General features: G+C 57.3%; 6 protein-coding genes. All 6 read left to right on the forward strand.

All coding sequences use genetic code 11. The annotated features are described in order from the left end of the window. Positions 1–194: 194 nt before the first annotated feature. The 6 genes from ACOTY5_RS10080 to ACOTY5_RS10105 all read left to right on the forward strand — a co-directional run bounded on the left by ACOTY5_RS10080 (position 195) and on the right by ACOTY5_RS10105 (position 6,311). Entirely contained in the window at positions 195–1,433 is a 1,239-nt protein-coding gene (locus ACOTY5_RS10080) for an MFS transporter (protein ID WP_421631905.1), read from the forward strand. Between the two features lie 75 nt (positions 1,434–1,508). Next, positions 1,509–2,831, forward strand: coding sequence for a histidinol dehydrogenase (gene hisD / locus ACOTY5_RS10085; protein WP_045141890.1), 1,323 nt, complete (start codon positions 1,509–1,511; stop codon positions 2,829–2,831). Between the two features lie 3 nt (positions 2,832–2,834). Further along, positions 2,835–3,599: an SDR family NAD(P)-dependent oxidoreductase gene (locus ACOTY5_RS10090; protein ID WP_045141889.1), complete on the forward strand. Its 765-nt coding sequence runs from the start codon at positions 2,835–2,837 to the stop codon at positions 3,597–3,599. Between the two features lie 8 nt (positions 3,600–3,607). After that, the gene (locus tag ACOTY5_RS10095; RefSeq protein WP_015571633.1) at positions 3,608–4,351 is read left to right on the forward strand and encodes an alpha/beta fold hydrolase; all 744 of its coding nucleotides are present in this window, start codon (positions 3,608–3,610) and stop codon (positions 4,349–4,351) included. Further along, positions 4,333–5,124, forward strand: coding sequence for an HpcH/HpaI aldolase family protein (locus tag ACOTY5_RS10100; RefSeq protein ID WP_023295301.1), 792 nt, complete (start codon positions 4,333–4,335; stop codon positions 5,122–5,124). The genes ACOTY5_RS10095 and ACOTY5_RS10100 overlap by 19 nt, the downstream gene beginning before the upstream one ends. 11 nt (positions 5,125–5,135) lie before the next feature. Next, complete coding sequence (locus tag ACOTY5_RS10105; protein ID WP_062934062.1) at positions 5,136–6,311, forward strand: hypothetical protein; 1,176 nt, start codon at positions 5,136–5,138, stop codon at positions 6,309–6,311. Positions 6,312–6,538 lie beyond the last annotated feature (227 nt).

The following is a 6,538-nucleotide window of genomic DNA, read 5'->3' on the forward strand; positions in this document are numbered from 1 at the left end:
AAAATTCTCACAACAAGATCGAGATCACTTTACAAATGTGAAACCTTTTCGTAACTTCAAATCTTGAATACGTATGCAAAGAGTTTTCATACCGTCAATGGTACCGGAGAGAACAGGAGTCGCCCAAAGGATTGAACCGGTAAACGTCGTCCCTGACTGGTTATAACCCATTAATTCTTAAGAGGTTCAAAACCATGTTTCAAGCACTGTTACGCCGTCGGGAAGCCCGGCTCTTTTTCATCATCAGCATCCTGTTCTTTATCTGCATTCATAGCATTGATGCATTCCTGGCCCCCATGATGATCAACCAGGGCATTGAGCCACAGATCATGGGCATCATCATGGGCGCGTCCGGTCTGGCAACCCTTCTGATACGCTTCCCGTTAGGCATTATTTCCGACGTGGTTAAAAGCCGCAGGATCTTCATCCAGATTGGCCTGCTGCTGCCAATTATCGCCTGGCCGATTGCCTGGCTTGAACCCAACGCCATTACGCTGTATCTGGCGAAAGCGGCAGACGGTGTCACGGCGGCGACCTGGGTACTGTACAACATCCTGTTCATGCGTTACTTCGGTCGCAACGAAGCGCCTGCCGCCGTCGCGCTGCTGGCGCTGGCAGGGCCCATCGGCGTGTTTCTCGGTAACTGTATTGGCGCGGTGCTGATTCACTATTTCGCCAATAACATCGCCTTTTTTGTCTCCTGCATCTCCGCCCTGGTGGCGTTGATCCTGACGACCCGCATTCAGGACGTACACGACCCGGTTCGGGCCCCCACGCTTAAAGCCTGCATTACCGGTGCGCGCCAGCAGCTGGCCGACCGTTCCGTCTGGCTGATTGGCATCCTGGCGACCGTTGTCATTCTGGTGCCCTTCGCCACCCGCGACACGCTGACGCCGGTCTATGCCGAGCAGCTTGGCGCCCGGGCGGGGATCCTCGCGCTGCTGGGTAACATTCACCTTCTTTTTTACGGGCTGGCCATCGCCCTGTGCAGCTCGGTGTTTTATCAGCGCCTTGGGCTGGTAAAAACCGCCGTGCTCGGCATCGTTTTACAGGTGATCTCCACCTTTGGCATTCCCTTTACCAGCAATATGTATGTTATTTACCTGTGGCAGGCGCTGGCGGGGTTCTCGTTCGGTATGGCCTTTGCCGCATTCATGTCGCTCAGCGTAGTGAATACCTCGTCTGATGAACAATCCACGCGAATGGGACTATTCCAGACCATTTATTCCTGCGGCATGTTTGTCGGGCCGGTAATGATGGGCGTAATGATGCAACATATTAACCTGTCGTCCGGTTATATATTGATTGCTGCCCTTTCCGTTGTGGCCGCTATTGCCACGCCGCTGTCCGCTCGATGGGTATATGCCCGTAAAACGCAAACCTCAGCCCAATTATTAAAAAACGGTGCGTACGCTGCCGCGCCGGATCAATAACCCGTTCTGAAGTAAACACCCTTTCCCGGCTCGCCGGGAGGACAACTGACATCTGAAAAAGGTAAGGAGAAGCGAGTGTCCTGGAAATTAAAAACCGGTAAATCTACCGAAGAGCGCCAGCAAGCCAACCAGCAAATAAGAGAAACGGTTGAACAAATACTTGCGGATATTGAAAAACGTGGAAATAAAGCCATTCGCGAATTATCCATTAAATTCGATCGTTATGACCGTCAGGATTATCGTCTGACGTCCGCGGAGATTGAACGCTGCATAAAACAGTTAAGCCGCCAGGATATTCAGGATATTGAATTTGCCCAACAGCAGGTGGCGAATTTTGCCCGCGCGCAGAAAGAATGCCTGCGGGACCTGGAAATTGAAACGCGTCCCGGAGTGATCCTCGGGCATAAAAATATTCCGATTAACGCCGTAGGATGTTACGTGCCAGGCGGAAAATATCCCCTGCTTGCCTCCGCGCACATGTCGATCATCACTGCCAGCGTGGCGGGGTGTTCAAGAATCATCAGCTGTGCCCCGCCGTTTAACGGTCAGCCCGCCCCGGCGATTGTCGCAGCGCAAAAAATGGCTGGCGCAACGGAAATCTATGCCCTTGGCGGCATTCAGGCGATAGGCGCCATGGCGCTTGGCACGGACTCGCTGGCACCGGTCGACATGCTGGTCGGGCCCGGTAACGCCTTCGTCGCGGAGGCCAAACGCCAGCTGTTCGGCCGGGTAGGTATCGATCTGTTTGCCGGTCCGACGGAAACGCTGGTGATTGCCGATGACACTGTTGACGCGGAAATGTGCGCCACGGACCTGCTGGGCCAGGCCGAACACGGCGTCACCACCCCTGCCATCCTGCTGACGAACTCGCTTCAACTTGCCAAAGAGACGCTCAGCGAAGTGGAACGGCTGCTGGAAAAGCTCCCTACCGCCGACATTGCCCGCCAGTCGTGGCAGGACTACGGGGAAATCATCGTCTGCGACAGCCACGAAGAGATGCTGCTGGAGGCAGATCGTATCGCTTCCGAACATGTTCAGGTGATGACCGACCGGGACGACTGGTTCCTGGCTAACCTGACCAATTACGGCGCGCTGTTCCTTGGACCGCGTACTAACGTGGCCTACGGCGATAAGGTGATCGGCACCAACCACACCCTGCCCACGCAGAAAGCCGCACGTTATACCGGCGGCCTGTGGGTGGGCAAGTTCATGAAAACCTGCACCTTCCAGAAAGTCCTCAGCGACGAAGCCACTGCCGAAATCGGCAGCTATTGTTCCCGTCTGTCGCTGCTGGAAGGGTTCGCCGGGCATGCCGAGCAGGCCAATATTCGCGTGCGCCGTTATGGCCAGACGGAAGTTCCCTACGCCACACCGGCCCCGGTCAGGGAAAAGGTGTAAGCCATGACGCTTTTGCAAACGCCCTCTTTCACCCTGCACGGCAAACGCGCGCTGGTGACCGGCGGGTCAAGAGGGATTGGCTTCGCCGCTGCCGTCGCCCTCGCACAGGCGGGAGCAGAGGTATGGATCGCCGCCCGAGGCCGCGAGGCGCTGGCGCATGCCACAGGTCTGGCAGCGGAACACAGTCTCGCATTTCACCCGCTGGAACTGGATATTACCGACACTCAGGAGGTGGCGCGTGTGCTGGCGACGTTGCCCACGCCCGACATTCTGGTGAACAGTGCCGGGCTGGCCCGCCACCAGCCGTTTCTTGAGGTGAACGAGGATAATTTCGATGCGGTGATGGCGCTTAACCTGCGCGCCACCTTTTTTGTCAGCCAGCACGTGGCGCGCAGAATGCGGGCGGGCGGTAAGGGGGGATCGATTATTCACATCTCATCGCAAATGGGACACGTTGGCGGCCCCGAGCGTAGCGTGTACTGCGCCTCCAAATTCGCGCTTGAAGGGTTAACCCGAACGATGGCGCTGGAGCTGGGCGATGCGGGGATCCGTGTCAATACGCTGTGCCCGACCTTCATTGAAACCGACCTGACGCGTTCGTCGCTCGCCGACCCGGCATTTCGCCGCTATGTGCTGGACAACATCAAACTGCGCCGGCCAGGCAGGCTGGAGGACATTATGGGGCCGGTGGTGTTCCTCGCCTCGGATGCCGCCGGGCTGATCACCGGCAGCGCCCTGATGGTTGACGGCGGCTGGACGGCTACGTGAGGGATGCAATGGAATATCCGCTTCTGGACAATACCGATCTGCCGCTGGTGCTGCTTGGCGGCACGCTGTGTAACGCCCGGCTCTGGCAGCCCGTCATTGAACGGCTGAACGTCTCAGCGGTGCTGTGCATCACGCTGACGGGTGCTGAGTCCGCGCCGCAGGCGTCACGGCGGTTATTGAAGGTTCTGCCGCCGCGCTTTCTGCTGGCGGGCTTTTCGCTCGGCGCGATTGTCGCGCTGCAAATGGCCGCCGACGCGCCAGAAAGAGTGAACGGGCTGACGCTGATTTCCGTTAATCCGTTGCCCGTTGCGCCAGACACCCTTGCTTCACGCCGGGAAGCGGTACACACCGCACAGGCGCGGGGCCTGGCCGACTGGCTGGTCTCCTCGCTGTGGCAGAGCTATGTCGCCCCGTCACGTCTGTCCGATCGGATCCTGCAAGAGACTATTTGCCGAATGGCGCAAGAGTGCGGCATTGAGACCTTTGCGGAGCAAACGGAAATGGCCATTCACCGGCAGGACAACCGGGCTGCGTTTAACGCCCTCTCCTGCCCCACATTACTTCTAAACGGCGCGCAGGACGTTATCTGCACGCCCCATCATCATCAGCTACTGGCAGCAGGCAACGCGAACGTGACCAGGCATACGGTGGAGGCTGGCGGGCATTTTATTCCGCTGGAAACCCCGGATGAGATCGCGCCGCTGCTGCGTCAGTGGATAACGGAGTGCATACAGTGCGCAAAAACAGTTTAAAGACCGCATTTCTGGAAAATACCCCGATCGTTAACGGCTGGCTGGCGATCCCGTCCGGGTATAGCGCGGAAATTATGGGCCATCAGGGTTACGACGCCGTCACCGTCGATTTGCAGCACGGCATGATTGATTTTGCCAGCGCGTTGTCGATGCTACAGGCGCTATCGAGCACGCCTGCCGTGCCGCTGGTGAGGGTGGCAGATAACGATCCGGCGCAAATCATGCGCGTATTAGACGCCGGCGCGTATGGCGTAATCTGTCCGATGATCTCCAGCGCGGAACAGGCTCGCCGTTTTGTCGCTGCCTGTCGCTATCCACCGCTGGGTGTTCGCTCCTTTGGTCCGGCCAGAGGTCTACTCTACGGCGGCAGTGATTATCCACAGCACGCTAACGACGAGATCCTGACGCTGGCAATGATCGAAACCCGCGAAGGGCTGGCGGATCTTGACGCCATCCTTGATACCGAAGGGCTGGACGGTGTGTTTATTGGCCCCAACGATCTCTCGCTGACGCTGACCGGCAGCGCCAGCGCCGAATCCCAACATCCCGAAATGCTTGCTGCTATTGAGCGGGTGATTCACTGCTGCCGCCAGCAGCAGAAGATTGCCGGTATTTTCTGCACTTCCGGCGCGGCCGCCGCAGCGCGTATTGCGCAGGGTTTCCAGTTTGTTACCCCTGCAAACGACGTTATGCAGCTGGGTCGCGCCTCACGTGAAGCAATTGCCCTCGCCCGCGGCAACGCCATCCCTACCACCGGTGCATCCGGTTATTAAAAGGAGAAATGATGAAAACAATCCATCTTACCCAGAGCCAGGCACGAACACGGTTAATCGCCCCCGACGATATGGTTTCCTGCAATCTTGCTTTTATTGATTGCAAGCTGCCCGGTTCGCATCTCAAACAAAACTATTCCTTCATCGGCCCGGGTGTAACTCAGTCCAGCGAGCAGATTGTTAATATCCCCGAGCCGCACGGCTTTAACATTGGCGCGGCGGCTATGCCGAAAGGGGTAACCAATAACCTGCATCTGCATTTCACCGCAGAAGTGTTCCTGATCCATGAAGGGACATGGCGTTTTCGCTGGGGCGCCAACGGCGAGCATGAAGCGGAATTTAGCGCGCCCACCATCCTCTCAATACCGACCTGGATCTTCCGCGGTTTCACCAACGTCAGTAAAGAAGATACCTGCGGCATGGTGTTTACGGTGCTCGGCGGGGACAACACGGGCGGCATCATCTGGCACCCGTCAGTACTGGCGGCCGCCAGCGAGTACGGTATGTATCTCAGCAAGGATAATATGCTGATTGCGCAGGAGTCAGGTGAGCCAACGCCCGATCCCGCCACGCTGCTGACGCCGCTGTCAGAGGAATATATTGCCGGTCTGCGTGACTACAGCGTTGAGGAGATGCGCCAGCGTGCGGTAACCGGTGATGACCGCCGCTGGTCAGCACAGGGGCTGCTGGATTCGGTGCTGCCGGGACACGGCGGCGAAATTGCGCCGGTTATCGGTTTCGGCATTTCACAGGATCGGGATTCCGCTCCCGCTATCCTGAGCCCGCACGGTTTTTCCGTCGAATGGCTGCGTCTTGCTGACGACCACATTGTCGGTCGCCATCTCTGCCCGGATATTCAGGTGATCATGGTCTTTAAAGGCCAGCTGGAGGTAACCTGGAACGAGGTGGGTAAGGAAGTCAGCATTATCGCCCCGGAACGTTCGGTGATCTCCATTCCGGCAAACAGCTGGCGCCGCTACCGCGCGGTTGATGGCAATGTGGAGTTTATTCTGACGACCCGGGGCGATCAGCGTAAGCGCCTCTACTGGGACGAGGCGATTCTGCACAACGCGAGAGAACACAATCGCTGTCTCGATCCTGATGGCTACGTGGCGGATGCCGACATCCTGCCAGCCACGGCCCGTCGGGCCGGAGAAAAAGTAGAAAAAGTGCCAGCAGCTAACTGATTTTTACGGCAAAGTGGCGCAAAATAGGGGGGCAGGGATCGCCTGCACCATCATCAATAATGATGCACATAAAACGGATTGCATGATAAACATGGATGGAAAATCAAATGTACAGACCCATAGTCGTTATCCTCTTTATTCTTCTGACGCTCGCCGCACTGATTGAAATGGGGATTATCTCTTTCGGCTAAACCTCCCCCCTCAGAAAGGCCACATTTGCGGCCTTT

Origin of the sequence: Enterobacter cloacae complex sp. SHL018 (assembly GCF_049237905.1) — a bacterium.
In the GTDB taxonomy this organism is placed as follows: domain Bacteria; phylum Pseudomonadota; class Gammaproteobacteria; order Enterobacterales; family Enterobacteriaceae; genus Enterobacter; species Enterobacter hormaechei_C.

Coding starts and splice junctions, on each gene's coding strand:
- ACOTY5_RS10080 (WP_421631905.1), top strand. CDS start 195: ATGTTTCAAGCACTGTTACGCCGTCGGGAAGCCCGGCTCTTTTTCATC.
- ACOTY5_RS10090 (WP_045141889.1), top strand. CDS start 2,835: ATGACGCTTTTGCAAACGCCCTCTTTCACCCTGCACGGCAAACGCGCG.
- ACOTY5_RS10095 (WP_015571633.1), top strand. CDS start 3,608: ATGGAATATCCGCTTCTGGACAATACCGATCTGCCGCTGGTGCTGCTT.
- ACOTY5_RS10105 (WP_062934062.1), top strand. CDS start 5,136: ATGAAAACAATCCATCTTACCCAGAGCCAGGCACGAACACGGTTAATC.